Origin of the sequence: Eubacterium sp. BL-380-WT-2B, from assembly GCF_009696115.1 — a bacterium.
Taxonomy (GTDB): domain Bacteria; phylum Bacillota; class Clostridia; order Eubacteriales; family Eubacteriaceae; genus Eubacterium; species Eubacterium callanderi.
In genome coordinates, this window is the sequence record NZ_VUMP01000008.1 from 64,842 (window position 1) to 90,234 (window position 25,393).

Here is a 25,393-nt window from a genome sequence, read left to right on the forward strand (position 1 = left end):
GGTGAGTATGATTATATTTGAAGACGTATGTTTTTCTTACGGGCGGGACAAAAAAGAGGTTGATTTGGACAGTCTCAATCTTACCATCGCCGATGGTGAAATCATTTTATTGTGTGGTGAATCGGGATGCGGCAAAACAACCGTGACCCGGCTGATCAACGGCTTAATCCCGCATTACTACGAGGGTGTCCTGTCAGGCAGTGTCGTGGTTAACGGCCTGGATGTAAGGAGTGCGCCTTTGTACGAAACAGCAAAAATGGTCGGGTCTGTGTTCCAGAATCCCCGGTCGCAGTTTTTTAATGTGGATACCACTAGCGAGCTGGTCTTTGGCTGTGAAAATCTGGGCTTGCCAGAGGATGAGATATACAGACGGCTGAAAAACACCACCGAAGCCTTTGGGCTTAATTCGCTTTGTGGCAGGAATATTTTTAAGCTTTCAGGCGGCGAAAAGCAGAAGATTGCCTGCGGGTCTGTGGCGGCGCTGTACCCGGAGGTCATGGTTTTGGATGAGCCCTCATCCAATTTGGATACTGCTGCCATAAAGGAGTTGAGAAGAGTCATCCGCCGGTGGAAAGCGCAGGGAAAGACCATTGTGGTGGCAGAGCACCGATTGTATTATCTGGAGGGCCTGGCGGACAGGGTGGTCTGTATGAAAAAAGGCCGGATTGACAAGACCTACACCGGTCGGGAATTTTACAGGCTGCCGAACAGCAGACCGGAGGAGATGGGTCTGAGGGCACTTTCCATGTCTGGTCTTTCAGAAATAAAGGTGGCCGGACTCAGCGACGAGAAGACCATGCGGCTTGAGCGGTTTCAGTTTGCCTATCCCCATTGTCCGCCGGCGCTGTCCATCGGACAGGCCGATGTGCCAGAGCGTGGCGTTATCGGTATCATCGGCCATAACGGCGCGGGTAAGTCCACCTTTGCGCGGAGTCTTTGCGGCCTGCAGAAAAAAGATAAAGGGATTGTACGCTATAAAGGTACAGCGCTTAAATCTAAAAAACGGCTGTCGGCCTGCTATATGGTTATGCAGGATGTCAACCACCAGCTTTTTACTGAGAGCGTGCTGGACGAGGTGCTGCTCTCTATGAAGCAGGAGGCACCGGAACGGGCAGCTTCCATCCTGGAATCCCTCGACCTGCTGGTCTATAAGGAAAAGCACCCTATGGCGTTGTCGGGCGGACAGAAGCAGCGTGTCGCGGTGGCTTCAGCCATCGCCTCACAGCGGGAGATTATTGTTTTTGATGAACCGACCAGCGGGCTGGATCTTCGGCATATGCGTGAGGTATCCAGCAATATACGCGGCCTTTCAGAGCAGGGCAAAACAGTCTTTGTTGTCACCCATGACCCTGAGTTTATCCTGTCCTGCTGTACGCATATCCTTCATATCGACCAAGGCAGGCTGGTGGGAAATTACCCCCTTAGCGCAGCAGGGAGGGACAGGATGCTCTCTTTCTTTTTAAAAACCAGTGAGGACGGGGAAGGAGGCAGACACTATGCATTTTGACCGGGAAGCAATGGGCCCAAACGTTTCGCTGATCTGTAAAGATGAAAGCTGTACGGTTTACCAGGTAAATGAGGACAGCGGCGAAGGGGTGATGACTGCCTACGATGTATTCCCGGGGGTTTATCTCCTTTATAATGATTTTCATATGGAAAAATGCTTTTCAGAGTTCAAGCCTGATGTAGACTTGTTCTGCATCGACCACTGCCGGGAGGGACGGATTGAGTGGGAGATCGTAAAAAATAAATTCATATACCTGGAAGCCGGAGATCTGCAGATGAATAACCGAAAGCATCACGTCTGTGATTTCAGCTTTCCCTTAAAGCACTATCATGGCATCACTGTTGGTTTTTATATGGAAAAAGCCATGAAGGTTCTGCCGCATGTCCTGGAGGGGGTTCCTGTTGACCTCGCAAAAATCCGAGAGAAATTCTGCGGGGATGAGCACCCCTTTGTCATGCGGGCAGGCGAAGGGGTGGAGCACATCTTTTCAGAGCTTTACACTGTCCCTGAGCATTTGAGGATGAGCTATTTTAAGATCAAGGTGTTTGAACTCCTTTTGTTTTTGGATGCGCTGGAGGTTGCCCAGAAGAGTGCCGAGCGCCCTTATTTTTACAAAACACAGGTCGAAAAAGTCAAAGCCATCGTCCGGCTTTTGACCGACAATTTGGAGCGGCATTACACGTTAAAAGAGCTCTCTGAACGCTTTGAGTTTCCGCTCACCTCTATGAAGCTTTGTTTCAAAGGTGTTTATGGAACCTCTATTTATGCCTATATGAAGGAATACCGGATGAACGCCGCTGCGCTTATGCTCCAGAAAACCAATGAAAATGTCGTTTCCATTGCCAACCGGGTAGGCTATGAAAACCCGAGTAAATTTGCAGCAGCTTTTCAATCCGTTATGGGCATGTGCCCGGCAGAGTATCGTAAATCCGTCGTCCGAATGGATCAGTATTGGCAGGAACGGAGCAGACAGGAAGCGCAATGATTGCGTATAATACGGATGGTTCTTAAAAAAGGACTGTCCGTTATTATTTTTAGGAGGCGAAAGCATGAAGAAAAAAGGAACCTTTCAGAGCATCTTCTCGTTTGCAGCTGAGTGCAGGACAAAGATGTTTTTGTCTGTGATATGCGCTGTGGTCAGTGTGCTGGGTGGGCTGGTGCCTTATCTCGGCGTCTATCAGATAATCCTGCTGTTTTTTAAGGGGACGCCCGAAGTACAGAGCATTCTGGCCTGGGCGGCGGTGTGTGTGACAGGGTACATTGTAAAGCTGGTGTTTTACGGCATTTCAACAACCTTTTCCCATATGTCGGCATATCAGATTTTAGAGAGTATCCGTCTGGCGCTGACCGATAAGCTGATGCGTGCGCCCCTCGGAACAGTTTTGTCCAAAACGGCTGGCGGTCTTAAAAGTATTTTTGTCGACAGGGTAGAAACCATTGAGCTTCCGCTGGGCCACCTGATTCCAGAGGGAATTTCAAATCTGCTGCTGCCGGTCTGTGTATTTATTTATATGATCAGCATTGACTGGCGCATTGCCTTGGCATCGCTGGCCTGTATTCCGCCCGGAGCACTGGTTTATGCCATTATGATGCGCAACTATAACAGCCAGTACGCCAGATTCATGGAATCCAGCCGCCATGTCAACAGTGTAATCGTGGAGTATGTCGAGGGGATACAGGTCATCAAGGCCTTTAACCAGTCCTCGAGCTCATATGAGAAATTCACCAGGGCAGTGGGAGATTTCAAGGACTTTACCCTTGACTGGTTCCGCTCGACCTGGGGGTTGATGAATCTGGGAAACGCCATTCTGCCCAGTACCCTGCTTGGTATCCTGCCGGTGGGAATGCTTCTGTATATTTACGGTGCGCTCACACCTGCGGAGCTGACCCTGTGCATGATTCTCTCCATGAGTATTGTGGGTCCGGTGAGCTGGTTCACCACAGCGGTTAATGATTTTAAATCCATCCAGTATGCCATTAACGATGTCAATCAGCTGATGGAGCTTCCAGAGCTCCCGGAGGAAAAGGAGAACGTCTGTCTGGAGCACTACACGGTCGTGCTGGAGGACGTGAGCTTTGCCTACAATGACAGGGACGGCGATGTGCTCAGAAATATCAGCCTGCATCTGCCGCAGGGCAGCTTTACTGCGCTGGTCGGTCCTTCAGGCGGCGGGAAATCAACAGTTGCCCGGCTGATTGCCCGGTTCTGGGATGTGAGGGATGGAAGTATTTCCATCGGAGGTGTTGATATAAGAAAAATCCCACTGTCTCAGCTTGCAGATACAGTGAGCTTTGTCACCCAGGATAATTTTCTGTTTAACTGTTCATTGCTTGAAAACATCCGGCTTGGTAAACCGTCAGCTACCGACGAGGAAGTTTTTGAGGCGGCTAGGGCGGCCCAGTGCGAGCACTTTATCAGCCATCTGGAAAAGGGCTGGGATACAACCGCGGGAGAAGCCGGCGGAAAGCTTTCCGGTGGCGAACGCCAGCGCATCGCCATTGCCCGGGCGATTCTGAAGAATGCCCCGGTGGTTATCCTTGACGAGGCCACAGCCTTTACAGATCCAGAAAACGAGGCACAGCTGCAGCGTTCCATCGCAGCGCTGACGGAGGGAAAAACCTTGCTGGTCATTGCGCACCGGCTGTCAACCATCCAGAATGCTGACAGAATTGTCGTTTTGGAAAAGGGGCAGATTACAGCCGAGGGCACACAGCAGGAGCTCCTGGAATGCTGTGCACTGTACCGGGATATGTGGCAGGCCCATGTCGGTGCCAGATGTTGGGCAGCGGGAAAAGAGATGAAAGGAGAATTGACCGATGCTTAAAACCATCAGACACATTATAAAATGGACTGGCGGACGTAAAAACCGATTATACTGGGGGTTCCTCTGGTCCTTTTTACAGAGTATTTTTACAGCAATGCCTGTTATCGGCGCTGCCTACGGGCTGGAGCTTATGCTGGAGGATCAGCGTGGAGAAATTGTTCTGACACCTGTCTGGGCCCTTTGGTTTCTTATCTTTATGGTTGGGATGATCCTTGGGCGCTTTCTGTTTTCATATCTCAAGGCGACCTTTCAGGAGAGCATCGCCTATGAAAAAACCGCCGAGGAGCGCATCCGGATCGGTGATATTCTGAAAAGAGTTTCCCTTGGCTTTTTTGACCGCAATAATACAGGGGAGCTTGCCGGGGCAGTAACCACGGACCTGTCTGTTTTGGAGATGTACGCCATGAAGATGACCGATGTGGTGGTCGGCGGCTATATCAGCGCACTGGCCATTATTCTCTGCCTGGCTTTTTATTCCTGGCAGATCGCCCTGATTGCAGTTGCCGGCGTTTTAGGTTCGGCCTTCTTTCTGAGAATACTGAGCCGCAGAAGCCGGATAAATGCAGCCGTACATCAGGAGGCCCAGAATGATCTCATCGCAGCAACGCTGGAATACATAAGGGGCCTGGCAGTCGTAAAGGCCTATGGACAGGAAGGCGTTTCTGTCGAGGGGATGAAGCGGGCCTGCAGGGAGCACCGGCGCATCAATGTGAAGATCGAGCTGGACTACATTCCCTGCAACTGTCTTCATCAGTTTTGTTTGAAGCTTGCGTCGGTGGCAGTGGCGGCAGCGGCAGCTGTTTTTACCGCGGAGGGCGCCATGGCTGTGCCGGTCTTTTTAATGTTTGCGGTTTTCTCCTTTATGATTTTTACGCATGTCGAGCAGATTAACAATGCGGCCCATACCATGGAGCTGATTGAATCGACGTTTGAAAAGCTGGACAAAATTGAAAAGGCAAAATTTATTGATGAAAACGGAAAGGATAAAAAGCCGGATAACTTTAATATCACCTTTAATAATGTGAGCTTTGGTTATGACAGCCGGCCGGTTCTGGAAAATGTCAGCTTTGATATTCCCGAAAAAACAACCACAGCTATTGTAGGCCCCTCTGGAAGCGGTAAAACCACAATGTGCAGCCTGCTGGCCCGCTTTTACGATGTAAACAGCGGTGCCATTACCATCGGGAACATGGATATCCGGGAGTTGACCTGCGACAGTCTGCTCTCAAATATCAGTATGGTATTCCAGAACGTTTATCTTTTTCACGACACCATTTTAAATAATATCCGTTTTGGCAACCCCGATGCGGATATGGAGGAAGTCATAAGAGCCGCAAAGGAGGCACAGTGCCATGCGTTTATCACAGCCCTGCCCGATGGCTACAACACACTGGTGGGCGAGGGCGGTTCCTCACTGTCCGGCGGCGAAAAGCAGAGAATATCCATTGCCCGGGCTATTCTGAAGGATGCGCCGATCATAATACTGGATGAAGCCACTGCCAGTGTTGACCCGGAAAACGAGCACTTTATACAGGAGGCAATTTCCTCTTTGACAAATGGAAAGACCATCATCGTCATTGCCCACCGACTGGCAACCATCGAGCATGCCGACCAGATACTGGTTGTAGATAACGGACGGATCGCCCAGCGCGGAACCCATGCACAGCTTATTCTGGAAAAGGGAATCTACAGGCAGTTTGTCGATATTCGAGAAGCGGCTGAGGGCTGGAGGATTGCCTGAATAAAAGCCGCAGTCTTAAAGCTGGCTTAAGGGCAGGCGGCACTTCACATAACCATCACATTGCCGGTTTATACTATAATCAAGTTAAGAAATTAACTTACTAATCTCTAACGGGCTGTATGAGATTAAAACAAAAACTTTTTCATTTCTTTTCCTTTTTATAAAGACCCTTTCATGGAGTAATGGACATGAAGGGGTTTTTATTTTGTATTCAGTTCAGATACTTTTGCCATTTTGAGGAGACAAAGCTGATGAGCGCTTTCAGAATAAGGTTGCTCACAAGAATGATCAAAGAGACAAAAGCAGCGCATTCAAAGAGCCGCTGTCCCTCAAAGACAGGGATCATCAATGCCAGAGGCATATTGTCAACCGTGCTCAGGAACGAAATGGCAGAGATGGTGATCATACCATTGATAAAATAATAAGTGAACATCTCAAGCAGCGTACCGAAGGTGGAGGGCAGCAGCACATCCCGGATCATGCGGTGCTTTGGAATGTTCAGTGTCATGGCGATATCCTCAAAGTTCGGATTCAGCTTGAGCAGAGCGTTGTGCGCCATGAGATAGGGCGATGAAAAGAAATGGATGGTGTTGACAAGGACGAGGATCATGAGCGTCCCGTAAAGGATACTGCCGCTGAAACGCGTAACATATCCAAGGCCGAGGACAATACCAGGCACCGCAACGGTTACCAGTGAGATAAGATGCAGGCATCTTGAGGTAAAGGTCTGTTTTCCTCTGGAGGTAAAATAAGCCACAGTAAAGGCGATGGCAGTCCCGACAAGCGCTGTCAGGAGAGACATGACAATGGCATTAAAAAAGTATTCGCCAGCGCCGAGCTGAAGCGTCTGCAAAATGCTGTCAAAGGAAAGCGACAGGTCAACCGGATATTTTTTCACAACAGATAAAACAACAAAAGCGATGATCGGCAGGTTAAACAAAACCGCAGTCAGGATACAGAAGCCGGCAGCGCAGCGGTCGCGCACCGGAGAAGCCTTGATTTTAAGCCTGACACTGTTGCTGCCGCTTTGGCTGTCCTGGCTGAAAAAGTCGATGATAAAAGCCAGAATGGCCGGCAGAAGCAGGATAATCCCAACAACAGCACCGTTAGAGAAATTGAGCAGGCCCAGGACCTCGCGGTACATATAGGTTGAAAGCACACGATACTTGCCGCCGACTGCCAGAGGGACGCCATAGTCGGTAAAAATCATGGTAAACACAGCAAAAAAGGCCGAGATTAACGGTTTTTTCAGATAAACAAGGGTGAGGTCTGTAAACTGGCGGAGCTTTGAAACACCCATGACCTGCGCCGCTTCGTACAAGGCGTCATCCTCGTATTTAAAAACATCCAAGAGCATTAAAAAAGCGATGGGGAACGTATAGAGCACAGAGCCAATGACAATGCCTGAGAAGCCGTAAAGGCTGAAGCTGGTATGCAGCAGGTTTGTAATGATCCCCTTTGCGCCGAAGAGGATGACCAGCCCCATACCGTGCGAAATGGAGGGGATGAGCATCGGCAGGGTCAGGGCTGGGATCAGAATGTTTTTAAAAGGCATGGCTGTTTTCGCCACGCACCAGGAAAGCGCCAGCGCCAGCAGGATTGCAATAAGCGTCGCGGTAGCAGTCACGAGGACAGACTGCAGAATAACCTCCCCGAAAACCGGTGTAAACAGCAGGTTTTGAATGCTTTCTGTGGTGATGGTGGCAAACATATTGAACAGGGGAAGAATCAGGGTAACAAAAAAGAACACGACGAATAAAAGCCTCAGCGATTTAGATTTTATCCATTTCATGGTAGCGCCTCCTTTATTTTCCTGTGAAACGACGGAACGCTGCCAGCTTTTCCATCAGGTGAAAGACAACAAATTCTTCAATATAGGCATTGGCGGGGTGATGATAAATGTTGAAAGGCGTATCCAGCTGCTCAATGGCGCCATTACTCATGACCATAATGCGGTTCGACATGGAGAAAGCCTCCTCCTGGTCATGGGTGATGTAGATCATCGTTACGCCAAACTCCCGCTGGATACGCTCCAGCTCAAAGCGCAGCGTCAGCCGGGTAGAGGCGTCGAGAGCGGACATCGGCTCGTCAAACAAAATAATATCCGGGTTCAGCGCAAGGGTGCGTGCGATGGCCACACGCTGCTGCTGGCCGCCGGAAAGCTTACTGGGCCTTTTGTCCAGATGATCGGACAGACCAATGCTGTCAATAGCCGCGCGGGCGCGTTCAAGGGCTTCCTTTTTGGGAAATTTGTTGATTTTAAGGGGATAGACTACATTTTCCAGAACCGTCATATTTGGAAAGAGGGCATAATTCTGAAAGACAATGCCCATGCCCCGTTTGTCTGCGCTTAAGTGTGAGATATCCACGCCATCCTTTGTAATCCTGCCCCCATCCTGATCTGTAATGCCGATCAAAATCCGGAGCAGCGTTGTTTTACTGCAGCCAGATGGCCCCAGGATGGATAGAAACTCACCAGAGTAGACCTCAAAGCTGATATCATCCAGAATCGTTTTGCCGTTATAAGACTTATGTATATTTTTAATGGTAAGTTTAACCGTTTGGTTCATGTCAGTACCTCCAGCGTTTTAGCAGATTTTCTTTGTGTTTTATGTCATTGATGTCCTTCATGTCACCGTAGACAATGTTTTGCGGGTAGTTAGGGATGGTAATGGTTTGGTTTTTAAAGACAGGCTCAGGAGAAAAAAGCGCCTTATCTCTGTAAATAAAATGGTTGTACAGATAGCTGAATACTGCCGCTACATCCTCGGCATTATCCCTGTCCTTCAGCATGGCAAAGGATGAGGTGTTGTAGGGGGAGCCCTCACCAAAATAGATGATTTTAAAAGGCATACCGTTGTTGATTTCCTGGACAACGGTAAAAGTAAGGCCCAGACCAATGGCCGCTTCTCCCTGGATCAGGAGGTTGACTGGCCCGGAGCCGGAAGCTGTGAAGAAAATAATGTTTTCGACCAGCTGATCAAGATAGTCAAAAGCCTCGTCCTCGCCCATAAAGTTTACCATGTTTTCAAGAAAAAGGTAGCCGGTGCCTGTGGATTTGGGGTCGGGCATGACGATCAGGTTTTTATACTCGGGTTTGAGCAGATCCTCGTAGCAGGTGGGCTCAGGCAGGCCTTTCTCAGCCAAAAGCGCCTCATTGATGACAATACAGCCGCCGTAACGCTCCCAGATGGCGTATTCCCGGCCTGGTATTTTAAACTCATCCAGATACAGGCTGTCATCATAGCCGTTAAGTGGCTCCAGATAATCCTTGAGGCTTTCAGAATAAGCTGTGTCCAGCCCAATGATGATATCACCCTCCGATTTTGTGCCCTCGGCCTTGAGTTTAGAGGCGATCTTGCCAGTGGACAGGCTCTGGACATTGACGGAAATATGAGGGAGGTCCTTTTGCAGCTGTTCAATCATGTCCTGGTTTCTGAAGGACTCGAGACAGGAATAGATGACGACACGCTGGCTGTCCCGCTTGGCACAGCCGCAGAGATTAAACAGAAGAACAGCAACGCTGAGAAAAATAATAATGGAAGATGATTTTTGTTTCATATGAAGAACCTCCTTTTTACTATTTATATATGCAATATTAATGCCATAAGTCGAAAAAATCAACAAAAACGCTGTATTATTTTTAAATTTACGAAAAATAGGAAAATAAGGCTTTTTGTACTGTTTAAAAGGCTGGAATCTTTTGAAAAATAAAATTTACTCAAAAAAATATGTTTCAAATTTGAAAATAACCGTTCAAATATGACTCGAAATCGGTTATAATAAGCATAGAAAATGATTACAACTTTAAATAGAGTTGTAATAATTGTTAAATTACAAAAAAAGTGTGAGTAGGAGAATTATGGAAGAAACAGGTTACAGCGAGGAGTATCAGGCATATTTGGACAGCCTGCCTAAGGAAACGCTGCTTAAAATTTTAGAAAATGCGTATACTGAGGTTTTTGTGACGGATGCTGATGACCGGTATGTCTACACCAATCCGGCGTGTATGCGCCACTATGGCTTGACGCCGGAGCAGATGAAGAACATGAATCTCCAAAGTGAGCTGAGGCCTGAGCGGTGGAAAATATCCCTGTCGGGCCGGGTGAAAAAGTCGAAGAAGGTCATTATCGCGGAGAACAAGTATTACGCCATGGAGCAAAACGTGGTCACCATCTCTGTCCCGATTCTCGATGAAGAAGGAAATGTGGAGATGATCGTTTCAACGACTCAGGACCCCATCAACAGCTATGATTTCAGCATTAAAAATGAGGTTAAAACCATCGTATCGGAGGAAGAAGACTCTGGGGAGATCATTGGCTCAAGCAAAGCGATTAAGCGATGCCTGTCTATTTTACAGAAGGTGTCCAAAACTGATATCAACGTTCTTATTTTGGGCGAATCGGGGACGGGTAAAAGTTTTTTGTCAAAATATGTTCATACCAACAGCCTGCGTAAGGACAAGCCCTTTATCTCTATTAACTGCTCGGCGATTCCAGAGACATTGCTGGAATCTGAGCTGTTCGGTTATGTCCCCCATGCCTTTACCGGCGCCAGCAATAAGGGGAAGGAAGGTCTGATCAAGATTGCCAACGGCGGAACCCTTTTTTTGGATGAGATTGGAGAGCTCTCCCTGCCCATGCAGGTTAAGATACTGGATGTCATTGAAAATAAACGCTTTATTCCAGTGGGGAGCACTACCCCGGAGCACGCGGATATCCGAATCATCACCGCTACCAATAAAGACCTGTATCAGCTAGTGCAGGACAATAAATTCAGGGAGGACCTTTACTGGCGTTTGAACAGCATTAAGACCACACTGCCGCCTCTGCGGGAGCGGCCAGAGGATATCATCTCCTTGGCAAACTATTTTTTGAACGTGTTTAATGAAAAGTATAAAACCAATAAGTATTTTTCCAAAAAAGTGCCGCCCCTTCTGTGCGGGTACCACTGGCCAGGCAATATCCGTCAGCTTCGCAATCTGGTGGAAAGACTTGTGATCCTGTCCGATGGTAAGGTCATTGAGGATTATGATTTTCAGCGTTTCACCTCAGAGGAAGAGTCCGGATCAAAGAGGGTTGTAAACTCTGACTACGAATCAGTGATGGAGGAGGCAGAGCGTAAGCTGGTGGAGAACAGCTATCTTTTTTACAAGAGCAGCCGGAAAATGGCAGAGGCCTTAAACATCAGCCAGTCCAAGGCTTACCGCCTTATACGCAAATATGTGTATGACGAGAAGGAAGACTAGAAATAGGAAAAGGAGATGCGCTGCTGAGCGCATCTCCTTTTTGTTTAAAGGTCGTATTTATAAGGATCAGGGAGGTATTCGTTTAGTATTTCTTTTTGTTTTTTGGTCGTTTCAGGAAGCTCGTATTCGTCTACGCGGCGTTGTACTTCCTTTTTAGCGCGGTCTAGGGCTGTTCCGAATTTTTCACGATCCGCCAGCTTGTCACCCTGTTTATTAAAGTACTTCGGCAGGTAGTGTTCTTCACGGTAGTCCTTTGGTGTTCTGCCTTTGAGGTAGTTGCCGCGCGGGCCGACTTTAAGCATAAGGTCAACGCCGTCCTTTTTGTCGGAAATGGCGATGCCTTCGTAGAGGCGTTTCAGCATGGAGACAACCTCTTCATCCAGCACCAGCTTTTCAAAACTACCGAGGTTAAAGGAGCCGAGGGTACCGACAGAGTGAGAAACAAAGTCTGCATTGCCCAGGTAGGTTGGCAGAAGGGTCATCATGGTTTCTGCGCCTGCCTGATAATCAACAGTGAGGGAGTCGGAAAGACCGCCGCCAGAGCCTACCGGCACACCGTAGTAGCGGGCCATGGCGATACCGGCAAAGCCGAGAAGGGTATTTTCAGGGCTGCCGATTGCCAGCTTGACCTCACGCATATCAGTCGGGGCGCTTAAAGTACGGTAAATGGTCGGGGTTCCGGGTTTTACAAGCTGCGTGAAGACCATGGCGGCCAGCAGCGTTGCGTTATCCTGCACAACGGTTCCCATAATGCTTGGGGGGGAGGTAAGATTGGTCATGGAGCAGACTGTGAACTGGACAATCTGGTCTTCATCCAGCATCGCCAGCATATTTTCCAGAACCTCACTGCCGACAGAAAGAGGAGAAATACAGCAGTGGTCAGTCAGAATAATATTTTTGTCCCACACATCATAGAATTTTTTAATGAGCTGGATAGAATCGCGGGTGCCCTGGCGGATGCTCTTACCCCGGGTATGGTTACTGTTGACAATGGTTCCGTAAACAGGTTTGGTATTGTATTTTAGCAGCAATGCCTGCTGCGGATTAAAGAGATTTTCAGAGTTGCGGTCAAGATCCGCGGTATCCGAGGATACGATACGGGTAACATCGATAACATCACTGGACTCGATGAGCTTGTAAAATTTGATGACATCCTCAAGGGTAGAATCGCGGATCGAGTCGTCCTCATGTACCAGCTGGGGAGGCCCGCCGGCGGTGGTGATGACCGGGGCGCCATCCACAGAAATGGTGGAGAAACCAGCGCGGCCATGGAGTTCAAAGCTCTTTGGCACGGTTTGCAGTGCATTATTAATTATATCCTCATCGAGATAGACGATTGAGTTCTCGACACGTGCACCGTGTTTTTTAAAGACATCCAGCACTTCTTCGTGCTTGAATTCTACACCGACTTCCTTTAAGACGCGAAGGGTACTCTCGTGGATTTTTTCGACATCATCCAAACTCAGAAACAAGTCATAAGCGTTTTTGCGTAACATTTTTCTACCTCACTTTTATTGTAATTTTAATTGAAAACTAAAGGGCCTGCTGTGTGTTCTTTTTCTGGATCATCCGTCTTAAGATAATGCTGATCAAAAGGCCGACGGTCACAATACCGAGAACGAGCATAAAGATATAGCTGTAGCCTGCTTCACCGTATTTATCCAGCATATTGCCGCCGATCAGATAGAAGAAAGCATCGGGTGAAAAGGCAACGGCCGAGACAATACCGACGATGGTGCCGTAATATTTGTTCGGGATTCTGGCTTCTGTGATGGGGGTATACCAGCAGGGGACAGACAGGTTATAGATCGCTGCAACCATGAGCAGCAGAATAACCGCAATGATGGCAAAGGAAGGGCTGCCTGGCAGCAGCAGCGTAATGCCGATAACGATGATGCCGAGGATGAAGTCCACTGTCATGACCTTGGTGGCAGATTTCATCTTATCAATGAAAATACCTGAGATGGGATTCATGATAATACGCACGCCATAAGATCTGAAAATGGCGATAAAGTTCATCATGACCACCGGAATGGCAAAGGCATCGGTCAGATAGGGTGTGAAATAAGAGGCGCTGCATTTAAAGGTGTAGGAGCAGCAGCCCATTAAGGCGATCAGCCAGACCTCGGGCATTTTCACGACATCGCCCAGATATTTCAGCTGGAATTTTTCATCCTGATCCTCCTCGGTCAGGTAAGTATCCCGCTTTTCGTTGTAGAAGAACAAAAGGACAATCCCAGGCAGGATATTAAAGAAGGCGTACAGGTAAAGCATGTAACGGAAGGCTTCGACATCGCCGGCCCCAGAGAGGCCTGCGTAAATACCTGAGGCAATGAAGCCAAGAGTCATTCCTAAAAGGCCATTAAAGGCAAACATAAAACCATACATTTTCCCCTGCTCGTGTTCCTCACCGATGGTATGGGTGAATTTTACAAAAGCGCCGTAGAAAGTGCAGACAACAGTGATGGCAAAACCCATCTGAATAGCCAGCATGATAGGATAGCTGGGAAGCGTGGCCATCAGCAGGATCAGGGCGCCGGTTCCAAAGCTTGAGATAAGCAGCAATGGTTTGAGTGGAAAACGGTCGGATAGAATACCGGCGATGATGTACATAAAGACTGCAATAATACCAAAAACCGTGATCAGCATTCCAAGCTGGCCATCTGTATAGCCGAGGGCCCCCTGCATGGCTTTGTAATAGTAAGTTGAAAACCAGGGCATGACGTTTTGGGAAGAGTAGAGCATTCCCATAAAGAACATGAGAATATAACGTTTTTTCTTAAGGTCCATTGTTTCTTTTCCTTTCTAAAAATGTTTCAGATCTCTGATGCCAATATGTTAACGCAAGATGTGTGCCATAAAACAAAATAAATATAAAATTACGAAAATATAGTGTGTTAAAAGGGTTTTGAAAGGGATTTAGAAAATAAAAAAGAAGAAATTACAAAAAATAATCAAAAGTGAGTCTAAAATGAATCGGGCTTTCACAAAAACAACTCAAAGACTCTGAACAAAAAATAAAAAACCGAAGAACCTGTCTCCGGTAAAATTATAAACATATCAGTTAGAGATCCTTTAAATGCGCGCCACTTCGTTTATATTTAACCGCCAGCATTTCAGCGACAATGGAAATGGCGATCTCCTCAGGGGTTTCACCGCCAATATCCATGCCAATGGGCGCATAAACTGCTTCCAGCTGCTCATGGGTAAAACCCTCTGAACGCAGCTTTTCATAAACCGCTGCGATTTTTTTTCGGCTGCCGATCATTCCAAGATAGGCGGCCTTTTTGGTCAGAGCTGCCGCCAACGCTTCTTTGTCAAAACGATGGCCATAAGTAGTAATGACGATAAAGGCTCCAGCGGGAATCGTCAGTGCCATAATCCCTTTGTAGAAGTCCTCAACAGGCACATAGGTATCTGCCAGCAGGATGGCGTCTCCGATCTGGTCCTCTGCACGGGTATCGACCAAAGTGATATCAAAGCCAGCCAGATGGGCGGCTTTCATAAGGGCAGTTCCAACGTGGCCAGCGCCGCAGAGCAGCAGACGCGGTCTTGGGTTTTCAACCTCAATAAATACAGAGAAGTCTCCGCCACAGACCATACCGTTTTCGCTGTTCAGGACATAATCCTTAACGGCGTTTTCGCCATAGCGGATACATGCCTGAGCGTCCTGTATGGCCAAAAGCTCCGAGCTGCCGCCGCCAATGGTGCCAATGCTGTTGCCATCCGCGGTTACCAGCATTTTGCCGCTTTTTCTGGGGACAGCGCCGTTGGCCCGGATGATGGTGATGACTGCGTAGGGACGCCCGGCTTCCTCCAGCTTAAGCTGTTCTTCCAGTAATTTTTTTGGATTCATGGTAAACCTCCATTTTATAGTTTTGGTGCAAAGCAGACCCGGCGGCCAACAGAAGGAATTTCCTCAAGCCGGAGGTCGATGCCGTAAAGATGATTAAGAAAGGGCTCCGTCAATACCTCCTTACATTTGCCAAAGGTAAAGGTGCCGTCCCGTTCCAGGACAGCCAGCTGATCACCCAGAAGCAGCGCATGGTCGGGATTGTGTGTGGTCAGCGCAATGCCATAGCCCTGAGAAGCCATGGTGCGGATTGTCTTAAGAACCTGAATCTGGTTGCCATAGTCCAGATGGGCGGTGGGCTCATCCATCAGGATAAAAGCCGGCCTTTGAGCCAGAGCTCGCGCAATGCTGACCTGCTGCCGTTCGCCGCCGCTGATTTCGTTGTAGGGCTTATCTCTGAGTGCCGCGATCCCCATGGACTCCAGCGCAGCCATGGCAGCGTCAAAATGAATCTGCTTTGGCCGTTCAAAGGTGCCAATGTGCGGGGCGCAGCCTGTCACCACATAATCTAAAACAGAATAGGAAAAGGCAGGGACAATGATCTGTGGCACATAGCCGATTATTCTGGCAACCTCCCGGTGGGAGAGCGTCTCCATGTTCTTTCCGTCAATCAGGATATTACCCTCCCTGGGCTTAAAAAGGCCTGCAATACAGTTGAGCAGCGTTGTTTTCCCCGCTCCGTTTGGTCCCAGAATGGATATTACCCGCCCAGCGTTAAGGGTAAAGTCAATACTTTTTAGCAGAGGAGCGGCTTCATCATAGGAGAAGGACAACTTTTCAATTTGTATCTTCATCAGCTTACCTTTGCTTTCTGCCGGTATAAAAGCCAGGCAAAGAAGGGCGCGCCGATGAGTCCTGTCAAAACCGAAAGCGGAATTTCCAGAGAGGTGGCGGTCCGGGCGATGGTATCAATGAGAAGAAGAAAAATACCACCCATCAGCATGGTTACCGGGAGAGATTTAATATGGTCGGAGCCGGCCAGCATCCTTGCGAGATGGGGCATGATCAGCCCAATCCAGGCAATGGTTCCGCTGATACAGACCGCACTGGCTGTCAGCAGGCTGGCGATCAGGATGATGATCCATCGGATTTTTTTAACGTTAACCCCAAGGCTCTGGGCTTCAATATCGCCAAAGGAAAGGATGTTGATCCGAAAGGAGAGGCTCAGCAGGATAAACGCGCCAACAGCGAACACAGGCAGCACAGAAAGAATTTCATGAACCTTTATGGAGGCCAGACTGCCCATTTGCCAGAAAACAATGGCGGCGAGATCCGTATCATTTTCAGAAGTGAATTTCATAAGTCCAAGAATTGAGTCCATAAAGCCGCTGGTGATGATACCGGCAAGCACCAGAACAAGGTTGCTCTGGTTGCGCAGGAGCTTTGGAAAGGTCATGGTCATAAGCATGGCGATGATGCCGAAGGCAAAAGCAGACAGCTGACGCGCAAGCATACCGCCGCCCAGCAGGATTGAAAAAGCCGCGCCTACACAGGCGCCCTTGGAGACACCGAGCAAGTCCGGCGATACCAGTGGGTTTTTAAAAATGCCCTGATAGACCGCGCCGCAGAGTGAAAGCACCGCACCAATGCTGACTGCGGCAATGACACGGGGCAGCCGAATGACAAAAAAGACGTTTTCCATGGCCAGATTCCCCGGCTCGCCTGTCATTTTAGTCTGGATGGCATAAAGCATATCCTGAGGGTTAACTGTATAACGCCCAACGCAGCAGGCGATAACCATGAGCGAGAGCAATATGGTGCTCAGTACAATAATGAGATGTCGATGTTTTGTGTTCTTCATAGCAGATAAAATGAAAGGGCCGGCAGGCAATTGCACAGCCCGCCAGCCCGGAAGACCTCAATGCTTATTGAAGCCCAAGCTGTTCCTTGGTAAAGGTTTTGCCGTAGACCATCTGATAGAAGGCATCGACATCCTTCATAAAATCATCTGAGCTGTAAAGATCACCGTGAAGATTATTAGCTGCCCAGCAGACTCCCAGTACAGAGGAGGCGGTGGGGTAGTCCCACGGCTCCAGAGAGGATGGAAAGACATAAACGGCCTTATCCTGTACGGCTTTAATGCTGCTCCAGGCCGGGTCGTTCAGAAGATCGTCGGCCTTGTATTTAGCATAGGAGGGTATCCAGATAATATCGGGATTCCAGCCGACAATCTGTTCAATGCTCACATCGGCGAACTCCCCTTTTTTATCGACCCCGCTGACTGCGTTAGTACCGCCGGCCTTTTCGATAATATAGGTCTGAATCATGGCGTCGGGCGCAACGGTGAGAGGGCTGGAACCGCCTAAAAATAAAATGGACGGTTTTTCAGAGGCTGAACCCACCTTTTTGCTGACATCGGCGATTTTATCGTCGATAAAGGAAGTGATTTCTTCCGCGCGTTTGTCCTCACCCAGAGCCTTTCCGACAATTTTCAGAGAGTTGGTGACTGTGTCGAAGCTTTCATCATTGGGGAGAGCAACAACTGCCGGGACATTGACTTCGGCGAACTGGTCGGCTTGATTGGCGAAACGTTCAGGCAGAATAGCGAGGTCTGCGCCCAACTCCATAACTGTTTCCATATTGATATCCTTGGCCTTACCGATTTGCGGCAGGTCGTCATATCCGTCGATTACTTCCTCGTACAGGCCACGGGCCATATCTTTATTTCCAAATCCGACAATGTATTTGCCACCGCCGCCAATGACAACCGCAGTATTTAAGGATGGATTGTGTGTTCCCACCACCTTCGTCGCTGGTGCAGGAAGCGTCACCTCGCGTCCGATGGCGTCTGTGACTTTAATCTCGCCGGATGCTTTGTCTGACGAGTCCTCCTGCTTTGGGCTGCAGGCAGTCATACTTAAAATTAAAGTAAGGACCAGAATCATGCACAGTAGTTTTTTTCTCATTTTTTTACTCCTTTTCAAATACAGAAGGTAAAGCCGTTTCCAACAGTACCCTATCGTGGCAAAACCATGAACAAATGATTTTGGGCAATCCGTTTTTAGGTTAAGTCCATCAGAGCTTGTTATATAAATTCATTATAGCACGGTTTGATAACGTTTTAAAGAAGAAAAATAAAACTCCCCGCTCCCTGTGACAGAAGCGGGGTTGCAGATGGATGATTTTTATTGAGGATTCACAAGCTCATCCAGCAGCTTAGGGAGCTTCGCTTCAATTTCCTCGTCTTTAAACTGACAGGTGCCGACAGCCTTATGGCCGCCACCGCCATATTTCAGCATTAAACTGCCAACGTCAATGTTGGAAGTCCGGTTTAAGACCGAATAACCAACAGCCACAGAACAGCCCAGACCACCTTTGCCGCTGACAATCCAGGCAGAAATATTCTGCTTTGGATACATACTGTAAATAAGAAAACGGTTCCCCGTATAAATAGGGTCGACGCCGCGCAGATCAGAGATGATGACATCGCCGTCGGTTCGGGTATATTTGTTTACCATTTCCTTAAACTTGGCGGTTTGCTCAAAATAAACTTCGATACGCTCCTGAACGTCGGAAAGGTTTAGAATCTCATCAGTGGACATGGTACGGCAGGCATCAATGAGCTTTTCCATCAGCTGGTAGTTGGAGATGGTAAAATTACGCCAGCGTCCAAGCCCGGTTCTGGGGTCCATCAGAAAACCGATCAATATCCAGCCTTCCGGGTTTTGAATTTCATCAATAGTCAAATTGCCAGAGTCCACCTTGTCGACGGCGGCCAGCATTTCATTGAAATGTGAAAAGCGTTCCTCACCGCCATAGTATTCGTAAATGATTCTCGCACAGGATGGCGTGATACGGCTTTCACCTTTATATTTGCCTTCAAGCTGGTTGCGCTCAAACTCACTGGAATGATGGTCAAACCAAAGGCCGCAGCCCTCCACAAAAGGGACATTTGCCAGACAGTCATCTTCGTTGACCTCTACCAGGCCATCCTGCAAGTCTTTAGGATGGGCAAATTTCCAGTGGTCAATGATTCCGGCTTCCTTGAGCAGCGCGCCACAGACAAGGCCGTCGAAATCAGAACGGGTAATTAATCTCATAATATTAGCTCTCCCTCTCAGATATTATTATCATCAAACAGGTGTTTTATTGCCTGTATGTCAATTATAGTTGATAACAGCAGGGACTTCAACTTGATTCTAAAGTAAAATTTAGATAAAGATGAGAATGAATCTTAGTTGTAAAAAATAATTGGGTATAAAAAAGAATCATTTTTGAAAAATATGCAATTTCCAGAAATTTTTGGGTATAAAATTTTAAAAGAACTGGAGATGATAAAGATGAAGCTTGTACTTTTAAGACATGGTGAAAGTGAATGGAACCGCCTGAACCTGTTTACAGGATGGACGGACGTAATTTTATCGAATAAAGGTATTAAAGAAGCCGCAGACGCTGGCAATATGCTAAAAGGAAAGGACTACGATTTTGATATCTGTTACACCTCTTTTTTAAAAAGAGCGGTGGATACCTTAAACGTGGTTTTGGATACCATGGACCGGGCCTGGCTGCCAGTCATAAAGGACTGGAAGCTTAACGAACGCCATTATGGCGCCTTGCAAGGGCTGAATAAGGCCGAGACAGCAGAGAAATACGGAGAGGAACAGGTCAAAATCTGGCGCCGATCCTTTGACGTCCGTCCACCGGCTCTGGAACCGGATGACCCCAGAAACCCACAGCTGCAGGAGCAGTATCGAAATGTGGAAAAAAGCGAGCTGCCTTTGGCAGAAAGCCTGAAGGATACGATCACTCGCGTTATCCCTTATTATGAAAATGTGATAAAAAAGGATATGCTTGAGGGCAAACGCGTTCTGCTGGTAGCCCACGGAAACTCGATCCGCGCGCTGGTTAAATATTTTGAAAACCTGTCGGAGGATGAGATCATGGGTGTCAATATCCCAACCGGTATTCCTTTGATTTATGAATTCGACGATGACTTTAATATGACTGACCATTACTACCTGGGAGACCAATCCATTATTGAAACACGAATGAAAAAAGTGGCTGAGCAGGGAAAAGCAAAATAAAAAACAGAAAAAACGGTGGCTTTCTGGCCACCGTTTTTTTGATGGGGTGAAGGCATACACCACCTTCTAAAGGGCAGATGGTATGACCATTTTAAATATCGGTTGAATTTAACGACGAATTCACTTTGCATCTTGTGTATTTTTTCGTTATAATAGAATCAAAAGTGAGGGGAGGTAACAGACATGGATGCACTCAGTTTATTGAAAATCATTATCACTGCGCCCTTTGGCATTGTCTACTTCCTGCTTTTGTCGAACTGGCGTTTTTCAAAAACAAAAACCTTTCTGATCACTGGAGCCGGGATACTTGGGGTTATTATTCTTGATATTTTAATGGAGCTCAGACTGCCCTACGGCTTGAGTGATTTGGAGTTTCGTCTGCTGCATATCATTATCGCTGCGGGATTTGTCATTATCCTTTCCCGTTATAATGACGCGAGGACCTTTTTTTCCTTTCTTTTGTCATGTACCTTTGTGGCGATCCAGGACCTGTTCTGCGGTATCCTGGCACCTTATATGCCAGATGGCGTTGGAGAGCTTTTAAACCAGATATTAATTTTTATGATACTGGCGTTGGTAATTATAAAATTTATCCGAAGGCCGCTTCTTGAGACACTCGGACAACTACAAACAGGCTGGATACGCTTATCGTTGATTCCCATTTGCCTGCTGCTTTCATTCTTAAATGTCGCTTCTTACCCTGCGCCTTTAAATGAACGGCCAGAAAACATTCCGGCAGCTATTGGCCTTTGTGTCGCTATTGTTTTGTACAATGGAACCATCTACACAATCCTCAAGCAGCAGAGCAGCTATTTTCAGAGTACAAGGGAGCTTTCCGCCATGCAACTTCAGATGACATCCTTAAAAAAACACATACAGGCCATTGCTGAGAGCGAAGAGCATCTCAGAATTTTCCAGCACGATCTCCGGCATCTTACCAATGCGTTAACTGTGTGTATCAAAGCAGGGCGTGATGATGAGGCGCTGGCCCTCCTGTCTTCCATGAATAATACCATTGAGAAGATCAGCCGCCCAGCGGTTTATCACTGCGAGGATGAGGTGTTGAACGCTGTGCTGTCCGTTTATGGGCAGATGGCTGAAAATGCGGGTATTAAGGTGTGCATAAGAGTTGATCTCCCAGAAACACTGCCTATCAGCGGAGAGGAAATATCCCTGGTTTTCGCCAATGGTATCGAGAACGCCATTAACGCCTGTCATCAAATCAGCAGCGTTGATGAACGGAGAATCAGCATTGTTTGTTCCCCGGTAGGATCGCAGCTGTTTATTGAAATTACCAATACCTACACGGGAAAGATATTGTTTGATGCGAAGACAGGCTATCCGGTGACGCGGGAAAAGGATCATGGTATTGGTACACAGAGCATCTCGGCATTTGCCAGGCGTTATGGCGGATTGTTAAAATATAAAGCGGAAAACGGTTTGTTCTCAATGCGGCTTATTCTGCCGCTCTATGAAGATAAAAATGACATTACACTGTAACTAATCGGTAAGTAATACGGTCTCAAAGCAGCTCGTAGAGCACCGCAGTTCTCCAAGAGATAATCTCTCTTATTTTTCGGAGAAAATTATTACAAAGTCCCGCAAACCCAAGGCTTAATAGGGATAAGTAACTATTTAAGTTGCAGAAGAACGGTGTGACCGAAAGGTCACGCCGTTTTTCTGTTTTTCGTAGGTCTTTCATAGATAATGGGTTCAAATACAGTGGGAATCTCCACTTCATCAAGGAAGTTAAAGAAGATGCGGACACGCTGCTGACGCTTTCCACTGGACTTGTCCGGTGCGTAAACGAGAATCTTCTTGATGAACTCGTTTACAATCGTCGGTGTCAGTTCTCGGACATCCACATACTTTTCTGTCAGAGCAAGGAAAGCATCCAGATTGTCCTCCAGTTCCATCTGCTGGTCAACCCATTCTTCTGTTACTTCAATCTCAAGCTTCAGACGCTCCTGTTCTTCCTCGTAGCTCTGCGACATCTTCTGATACCGCTCCTGACTGAGATTTCCCAGAACAGCGTCCTCATAAATACGTGTAATCAGAACATCCAGGTCAGCAAGACGCTTCTTTGCTTTGGCAATTTTCCGCTGATCCTCCAGAATGCTTTTCTCCTGATCTGTACGACGGCATTGCAGCCATTCTTCCTGAAAACCATCTACATCACTGCGAATATAATCGCAGACAGCCCGGATGCGTTCCAGAACAAGATCACGGAGCGTTTCTTCCCGTATATAGTGTGCAGTACAGGTGCCACGATTGCTCTTGTAGCTGGAGCAAACATAGTGATCCTGCTTGCCCTCAAAACTCTTACAGGTTGCGAAGTGCAGCTTGTTTCCACAATCCGGGCAGAACAGCAGTCCAGAGAATAACCCCTGCCGATCTGCTTTTGTAGGTCGGCGTTTATTTTTTCGCAGTTCCTGTACTCGATCAAACTGAGCCTGCGTGATGATAGCTTCCTGCGTATTCGGGAAAATTGCCATATTTTCCGGATCATTCGCTATCCGCTTTTTCAGCTTGTAGGACTTGGAATAAGTCTTGAAGTTACAGGTACATCCGGTGTACTCGATTCTTTCCAGAATACCGACAACAGAATTTTCATTCCAGCGATACGGTTTATCCGGAAGTGGTTTGCCTTTCTGCTTGGCATACAGCGCCTTGGTTGTAAGCACCTGCTCCTGTTCCAGAATTCTTGCGATTTTGGTCGGTCCCTTGCCATCAATGGTCAAATCGAAAATCCTCCTGATAACAGGAGCTGCTTCTTCATCGATGAGCCAGTGATGCTTGTCCTCCGGATCGTTGCGGTATCCGTAGGGCGGGCTGCCCAGATGCTTTCCGCTGTTACCTTTCGCTCGCATGACAGAGCGCACTTTTTTACTGGTATCTTTGGCATAGAAGTCATTGAACAGATTACGGAAAGGTGTGAAATCATTGTCACCCTTGGCACTGTCCACACCATCATGAATGGCGATAAAACGAACATCATAGCTTGGGAAAACCAGCTCCGTGTACTGTCCGACTTGTAAATAGTCTCGACCGAAGCGGCTCATATCCTTGACGATGAAATTTTCGACCAATCCCTGCTCCACAAGGGAAAGTGCTTCCTGGATGCCGGGACGATTGAAGTTCGTCCCGGTATAACCATCATCCACGAAAATCCGGATGTTGATGAACCCGTGTTCCTTTGCGTATTTCGTTAAGATTGCTTTCTGATTTGCGATACTGTTGCTTTCTCCATCCAGCGCATCTTCATTAGAAAGACGGCAGTAGAGAACAGTTATTTTCTGCTGATCCAACATTGTTTCCTCCTTCGGTGGTTGGTCAGCTGACAGTACCGTAGTGCATGGTTTTATATTAACATAACTTTGTGTCTCTGTCATTAACAAGCCACCCCCTTATCAGAAAAAATGAGCCGTTTTACCTTATCGGCAAGCGGCTCACTTCCAATACATTCTGTTTCAACGATATACCATGTGTTGCCGATCTTCCGTTCAATGGTAGTGTGAAACGGAGACTGCGCTGCTTCCTGACGTTTACGGCATTCTTCCAGAAAATCCAGCGGCGGCTCAAATATCGGATCAAAGCAGGCTTCTATATCAATCACGGAACAGGCGTCAATGACATCCCACAGTGGCGCACCTTCGAGCATCACGTTATTAACTTTACTTACAATATCAATCATAGGCAGTAATTCCTTTCTTAGATTTCCATATTCTGACCACGCCTGCGGTCAGGCTGTCTGTGTTCCTGTTTTTCCTGTCCTCTGGCGAGGATGGCGTTAAGAAAAGCCCGAACCTTTTCGGATGCAATTTCCAGTGCATCCAGATAGGGTTGGGCTTTCTTTTTGAGTTCCTGATATTTTTCGTTCAGCGCATCGTACCGCTGCTTCCAGATGGAAACTGTCTTTTCAGCGGAAGCCAGTTTCTCCTTCAACCGCTTGTTGTCGGCATTGGTAATAATGCCATTAACCGCATAGCGTTTGAGCGTATCACACTGATCTGGTGTGAGCGAAATATTTCCGGTGATGGCATTTTTCTTGCCCATCGCATCAATATCCTGCACCGTCAACGCAATGGTCTTTGCCGCCTTGGTTTCCCTTTGTAGAGCTTCCAGTCTCTTTTTCTGCTTCTCCGTGGCAGATTTGGCATCCTCCAAACTCTGCTCGGCCTGTGCCACCTGTCCGGTTACAACTTCCAAACGCTGCTGTTCAGCCTGTACCTTAAACTGTGTCACGGTCAGATGTTCCTCTGTACTGCCACGCTCTCCACGCTCCACATCATCATATCCGGCAGCTCGCATGAAATGAAAAAAGTCATCCTGCAATACACTGTAGGACGACTTTAAAATCTTTTTCCCTTTTGCGTTCAGCATTGGATTTCCCTCAGCATCCAAAACGGGCTTGGACTCCCATTTCTTACTGCGGCTGACCTGTGTGATCGTTTCCTTTACCGTTCCCCGGAGGGATTCATCCTTGCATCGCTTCGACCACAGGATTTGTTTCTCCACCACCGGGATATAAACCACATGAAGGTGATAGTGGTACACATCCTCACCCAGAGCTTCCGACATTGCCCGGTTGCGCTCGTCGGCATGCATTACAGCGGAGAGGATATACTGCTCACCGCCCACGATCTCCACAGCGGCTTTATAGGCATCGGCATAAAACTGTTTTGCAAACTCATAGCCGCCGTGGTTATAAAAATATGCGGAGTTCACATCGAAGATCAGCTCACCGTATTTGACGGCATCCGGTTTCAGACCTCTTGTGGAGATTACGCCGTCCTGTTCCATCTGCTCAAACATTTTTACATAATCGTCCCTGGGGGCTTTGAAGTGGACATTCAGCGCAGTGCGTTCCGGCACGATGTCCTGATTGCTGTAGCTGTCCTTTTCACGTTCATTGTGTTCCTGTACCTTCGCCACATCATCCGGTGTTTTCAAGTCTTGATTTCGGGCTACGGTACGATCTATTCCATCATTTCTTGCCATAGATTTTTTGTCCTTTCTTTGGGATTTGCAGACAGCGGAGGGCTGGGGAACGGCACTTTTTCAAAGTGTAATAACCCACTATTACACTTTCATCCATATTGGCTGCAAAGTGCCGTGGGCTCTCCGAGGGCTCCTCCGGAGGGGGTATGCGGTCACTGCGGTGACCTCTGCTGACCAAGGCAAAATGTCTGCGC

General features: G+C 47.7%; 20 protein-coding genes and 1 riboswitch. Of the genes, 7 read left to right on the forward strand and 13 right to left on the reverse strand.

The features are described from left to right. The first annotated feature begins 7 nt into the window (after positions 1-7). The 4 genes from FYJ53_RS16365 (at position 8) to FYJ53_RS16380 (ending at position 6,073) form a co-directional block, all read left to right on the forward strand. Positions 8-1,507: an ABC transporter ATP-binding protein gene (locus FYJ53_RS16365; protein WP_013381121.1), complete on the forward strand. Its 1,500-nt coding sequence runs from the start codon at positions 8-10 to the stop codon at positions 1,505-1,507. After that, on the forward strand, positions 1,497-2,492 hold the full coding sequence (locus FYJ53_RS16370; RefSeq protein ID WP_013381120.1) for an AraC family transcriptional regulator: 996 nt from the start codon (positions 1,497-1,499) through the stop codon (positions 2,490-2,492). The genes FYJ53_RS16365 and FYJ53_RS16370 overlap by 11 nt, the downstream gene beginning before the upstream one ends. A gap of 64 nt (positions 2,493-2,556) precedes the next feature. Next, complete coding sequence (locus FYJ53_RS16375; RefSeq protein ID WP_148429344.1) at positions 2,557-4,332, forward strand: ABC transporter ATP-binding protein; 1,776 nt, start codon at positions 2,557-2,559, stop codon at positions 4,330-4,332. Beyond that, on the forward strand, positions 4,325-6,073 hold the full coding sequence (locus FYJ53_RS16380; RefSeq protein ID WP_013381118.1) for an ABC transporter ATP-binding protein: 1,749 nt from the start codon (positions 4,325-4,327) through the stop codon (positions 6,071-6,073). The genes FYJ53_RS16375 and FYJ53_RS16380 overlap by 8 nt, the downstream gene beginning before the upstream one ends. 211 nt (positions 6,074-6,284) lie before the next feature. Here the strand turns inward: FYJ53_RS16380 and FYJ53_RS16385 are convergent, their stop codons facing one another. The 3 genes from FYJ53_RS16385 to FYJ53_RS16395 are packed head-to-tail and all read right to left on the reverse strand — an operon-like array spanning position 6,285 to position 9,634. Continuing rightward, the gene (locus FYJ53_RS16385) at positions 6,285-7,865 is read right to left on the reverse strand and encodes an ABC transporter permease subunit (RefSeq protein WP_013381117.1); all 1,581 of its coding nucleotides are present in this window, start codon (positions 7,863-7,865) and stop codon (positions 6,285-6,287) included. Positions 7,866-7,878: 13 nt separating this feature from the next. Beyond that, on the reverse strand, positions 7,879-8,643 hold the full coding sequence (locus FYJ53_RS16390; protein WP_148429343.1) for an ABC transporter ATP-binding protein: 765 nt from the start codon (positions 8,641-8,643) through the stop codon (positions 7,879-7,881). A gap of 1 nt (position 8,644) precedes the next feature. Beyond that, a complete protein-coding gene (locus FYJ53_RS16395; RefSeq protein ID WP_013381115.1) occupies positions 8,645-9,634 on the reverse strand; it encodes an extracellular solute-binding protein in 990 nt (329 codons plus the stop codon). Positions 9,635-9,935: 301 nt separating this feature from the next. Here FYJ53_RS16395 and FYJ53_RS16400 point away from each other — a divergent pair, with 301 nt between their 5' ends. After that, positions 9,936-11,321 carry a sigma-54-dependent Fis family transcriptional regulator gene (locus FYJ53_RS16400; RefSeq protein WP_013381114.1) on the forward strand — a complete coding sequence of 462 codons (1,386 nt, stop codon included), beginning with the start codon at positions 9,936-9,938 and terminating at the stop codon, positions 11,319-11,321. A 44-nt stretch (positions 11,322-11,365) separates the two neighbouring features. Here FYJ53_RS16400 and FYJ53_RS16405 read toward each other — a convergent pair whose 3' ends face one another. From FYJ53_RS16405 to FYJ53_RS16435, 7 genes are all read right to left on the reverse strand, one after another. Continuing rightward, positions 11,366-12,817, reverse strand: coding sequence for a trimethylamine methyltransferase family protein (locus tag FYJ53_RS16405; protein WP_013381113.1), 1,452 nt, complete (start codon positions 12,815-12,817; stop codon positions 11,366-11,368). A gap of 37 nt (positions 12,818-12,854) precedes the next feature. Then, positions 12,855-14,111 (reverse strand): nitrate/nitrite transporter, encoded by a 1,257-nt coding sequence (locus FYJ53_RS16410; RefSeq protein ID WP_013381112.1) that lies wholly within the window; start codon positions 14,109-14,111, stop codon positions 12,855-12,857. Between the two features lie 274 nt (positions 14,112-14,385). Continuing rightward, positions 14,386-15,177: an XdhC family protein gene (locus tag FYJ53_RS16415; RefSeq protein ID WP_013381111.1), complete on the reverse strand. Its 792-nt coding sequence runs from the start codon at positions 15,175-15,177 to the stop codon at positions 14,386-14,388. A 14-nt stretch (positions 15,178-15,191) separates the two neighbouring features. Beyond that, the gene (locus FYJ53_RS16420; protein WP_013381110.1) at positions 15,192-15,968 is read right to left on the reverse strand and encodes an ABC transporter ATP-binding protein; all 777 of its coding nucleotides are present in this window, start codon (positions 15,966-15,968) and stop codon (positions 15,192-15,194) included. Then, positions 15,968-16,975, reverse strand: coding sequence for an iron ABC transporter permease (locus FYJ53_RS16425; protein ID WP_041690285.1), 1,008 nt, complete (start codon positions 16,973-16,975; stop codon positions 15,968-15,970). Before FYJ53_RS16425 ends, FYJ53_RS16420 begins: the two co-directional genes overlap by 1 nt. A 64-nt stretch (positions 16,976-17,039) precedes the next feature. Beyond that, entirely contained in the window at positions 17,040-18,080 is a 1,041-nt protein-coding gene (locus FYJ53_RS16430) for an ABC transporter substrate-binding protein (RefSeq protein WP_096920042.1), read from the reverse strand. Continuing rightward, positions 18,072-18,207: riboswitch (molybdenum cofactor riboswitch) on the reverse strand. It overlaps the preceding gene by 9 nt. Positions 18,208-18,299: 92 nt before the next feature. Then, complete coding sequence (locus FYJ53_RS16435) at positions 18,300-19,214, reverse strand: hypothetical protein (RefSeq protein ID WP_013381107.1); 915 nt, start codon at positions 19,212-19,214, stop codon at positions 18,300-18,302. A 240-nt stretch (positions 19,215-19,454) separates the two neighbouring features. Between FYJ53_RS16435 and gpmA the strand changes: the two genes are divergently transcribed. After that, the gene (gene gpmA, locus FYJ53_RS16440) at positions 19,455-20,198 is read left to right on the forward strand and encodes a 2,3-diphosphoglycerate-dependent phosphoglycerate mutase (RefSeq protein WP_041690284.1); all 744 of its coding nucleotides are present in this window, start codon (positions 19,455-19,457) and stop codon (positions 20,196-20,198) included. Between the two features lie 183 nt (positions 20,199-20,381). Further along, positions 20,382-21,698 carry a sensor histidine kinase gene (locus tag FYJ53_RS16445; RefSeq protein WP_096920019.1) on the forward strand — a complete coding sequence of 439 codons (1,317 nt, stop codon included), beginning with the start codon at positions 20,382-20,384 and terminating at the stop codon, positions 21,696-21,698. 167 nt (positions 21,699-21,865) lie between these two features. Here FYJ53_RS16445 and FYJ53_RS16450 read toward each other — a convergent pair whose 3' ends face one another. From FYJ53_RS16450 to FYJ53_RS16460, 3 genes are read right to left on the reverse strand one after another with little or no spacing between them, the layout of a single operon-like run. Further along, positions 21,866-23,590: a recombinase family protein gene (locus FYJ53_RS16450; protein WP_154464626.1), complete on the reverse strand. Its 1,725-nt coding sequence runs from the start codon at positions 23,588-23,590 to the stop codon at positions 21,866-21,868. After that, the gene (locus FYJ53_RS16455) at positions 23,590-23,892 is read right to left on the reverse strand and encodes a hypothetical protein (protein ID WP_154464627.1); all 303 of its coding nucleotides are present in this window, start codon (positions 23,890-23,892) and stop codon (positions 23,590-23,592) included. The genes FYJ53_RS16450 and FYJ53_RS16455 overlap by 1 nt, the downstream gene beginning before the upstream one ends. A 17-nt stretch (positions 23,893-23,909) precedes the next feature. After that, entirely contained in the window at positions 23,910-25,199 is a 1,290-nt protein-coding gene (locus FYJ53_RS16460; RefSeq protein WP_154557490.1) for a plasmid recombination protein, read from the reverse strand. Positions 25,200-25,393 lie beyond the last annotated feature (194 nt).

Coding starts and splice junctions, on each gene's coding strand:
- FYJ53_RS16365 (WP_013381121.1), top strand. CDS start 8: ATGATTATATTTGAAGACGTATGTTTTTCTTACGGGCGGGACAAAAAA.
- FYJ53_RS16370 (WP_013381120.1), top strand. CDS start 1,497: ATGCATTTTGACCGGGAAGCAATGGGCCCAAACGTTTCGCTGATCTGT.
- FYJ53_RS16375 (WP_148429344.1), top strand. CDS start 2,557: ATGAAGAAAAAAGGAACCTTTCAGAGCATCTTCTCGTTTGCAGCTGAG.
- FYJ53_RS16380 (WP_013381118.1), top strand. CDS start 4,325: ATGCTTAAAACCATCAGACACATTATAAAATGGACTGGCGGACGTAAA.
- FYJ53_RS16385 (WP_013381117.1), bottom strand. CDS start 7,865: ATGAAATGGATAAAATCTAAATCGCTGAGGCTTTTATTCGTCGTGTTC.
- FYJ53_RS16390 (WP_148429343.1), bottom strand. CDS start 8,643: ATGAACCAAACGGTTAAACTTACCATTAAAAATATACATAAGTCTTAT.
- FYJ53_RS16395 (WP_013381115.1), bottom strand. CDS start 9,634: ATGAAACAAAAATCATCTTCCATTATTATTTTTCTCAGCGTTGCTGTT.
- FYJ53_RS16400 (WP_013381114.1), top strand. CDS start 9,936: ATGGAAGAAACAGGTTACAGCGAGGAGTATCAGGCATATTTGGACAGC.
- FYJ53_RS16405 (WP_013381113.1), bottom strand. CDS start 12,817: ATGTTACGCAAAAACGCTTATGACTTGTTTCTGAGTTTGGATGATGTC.
- FYJ53_RS16410 (WP_013381112.1), bottom strand. CDS start 14,111: ATGGACCTTAAGAAAAAACGTTATATTCTCATGTTCTTTATGGGAATG.
- FYJ53_RS16415 (WP_013381111.1), bottom strand. CDS start 15,177: ATGAATCCAAAAAAATTACTGGAAGAACAGCTTAAGCTGGAGGAAGCC.
- FYJ53_RS16420 (WP_013381110.1), bottom strand. CDS start 15,968: ATGAAGATACAAATTGAAAAGTTGTCCTTCTCCTATGATGAAGCCGCT.
- FYJ53_RS16425 (WP_041690285.1), bottom strand. CDS start 16,975: ATGAAGAACACAAAACATCGACATCTCATTATTGTACTGAGCACCATA.
- FYJ53_RS16430 (WP_096920042.1), bottom strand. CDS start 18,080: ATGAGAAAAAAACTACTGTGCATGATTCTGGTCCTTACTTTAATTTTA.
- FYJ53_RS16435 (WP_013381107.1), bottom strand. CDS start 19,214: ATGAGATTAATTACCCGTTCTGATTTCGACGGCCTTGTCTGTGGCGCG.
- gpmA (WP_041690284.1), top strand. CDS start 19,455: ATGAAGCTTGTACTTTTAAGACATGGTGAAAGTGAATGGAACCGCCTG.
- FYJ53_RS16445 (WP_096920019.1), top strand. CDS start 20,382: ATGGATGCACTCAGTTTATTGAAAATCATTATCACTGCGCCCTTTGGC.
- FYJ53_RS16450 (WP_154464626.1), bottom strand. CDS start 23,590: ATGACAGAGACACAAAGTTATGTTAATATAAAACCATGCACTACGGTA.
- FYJ53_RS16455 (WP_154464627.1), bottom strand. CDS start 23,892: ATGATTGATATTGTAAGTAAAGTTAATAACGTGATGCTCGAAGGTGCG.
- FYJ53_RS16460 (WP_154557490.1), bottom strand. CDS start 25,199: ATGGCAAGAAATGATGGAATAGATCGTACCGTAGCCCGAAATCAAGAC.